Consider the following 1,004-nt stretch of genomic DNA (forward strand, 5'->3'; position numbering starts at 1 on the left):
CCAGCACCCGGTTATTGGCGGGCATGGCATGGTCTGCCAGACATTGTCGGCCGTGGCGGGCAAATTCCTGCTCTATCCATTCCTTGTCGCGGATGCCCCGCTGTGGATCGGCAGCTTTTAGCCAGTCTTCAAACTGCCGGTTTGAATCACTGGTGAACTGCCCGTCGTAGTTGAAGGGGCCGTAGACCAAGAATAATCCTGTTGTGCTGAGTCGTTGGCAGCCTTCGGCGATGCAGTGGGCGACCAGCGGTTGCGCCATGATGTGGAAGGTGTTGGCGGTGAATAGATAATCAAACGGGCCAGCGGGCCACTCGCCGGTGACATCCAGCGCCAGGGGCGGCTTGGCCGGGTTTGGTGTTTGGCTCAACCAATGGTGAATAGCGGGCAGGTTGTCGGGTACGTCAGAGGGTTGCCATTGCAGATGGGGCAGCTGTGCGGACAGCCAGGCGGCGTGTTGCCCGGTGCCGGCGCCGATTTCCAGCAAGGTGCCGGGGGCCTGACAGTGTTGTTGCAAAACCTGAAGGATGGGGCCTTTGTTGTTTTCGGCCGCCTGGGAGAAAGGAACCTCTGAGGGTGTCATGGCTACTCCTGTGAGTGAGTGGCCATGGCACCATCAAAGGCTTTTTCTGGCAAGGGAAAAGCGTGACTCCCTGGCTGTTACTTCTTGCTCATGTACTTCTGGCCCATAGCGACCAGCTTCTGGTAGCTGGTGGGCAACAGGCGTTGCATGGTGTCGACGGCAACCGCATCTGAGCCAATCAGAACACGACGCTTGTTGGCGCGGACACCCTTGAGGATGGTGCTGGCGGCTTCTTCCGGCGTTGTGCGGAACATTTTCTCGAAATCCTGGATGGATTGCTCCTTGCTGGCACCGGTGATGCGCTCAACGCCATCGCTCATGCGCGCGGCCTTGGCAATGTTGGTCTTGATGCCGCCCGGGTGAATGGAGGTGCAGGATACCGGGCTGCCTTCCATTTCCAGCTCGATGCGCAGGGATTCCGTGA

General features: G+C 59.1%; 1 protein-coding gene and 1 pseudogene. Both read right to left on the bottom strand.

The features are described from left to right. On the bottom strand, positions 1-580 hold a 580-nt coding region (locus A3754_RS03970), incomplete at its 3' end, for a DUF938 domain-containing protein (RefSeq protein WP_063518894.1). Positions 581-657: 77 nt separating this feature from the next. Further along, positions 658-1,004: pseudogene (locus A3754_RS27145) on the bottom strand (acetoin dehydrogenase); the annotation flags it as partial.

It is taken from the genome of Alcanivorax sp. HI0083 (genome assembly GCF_001635175.1).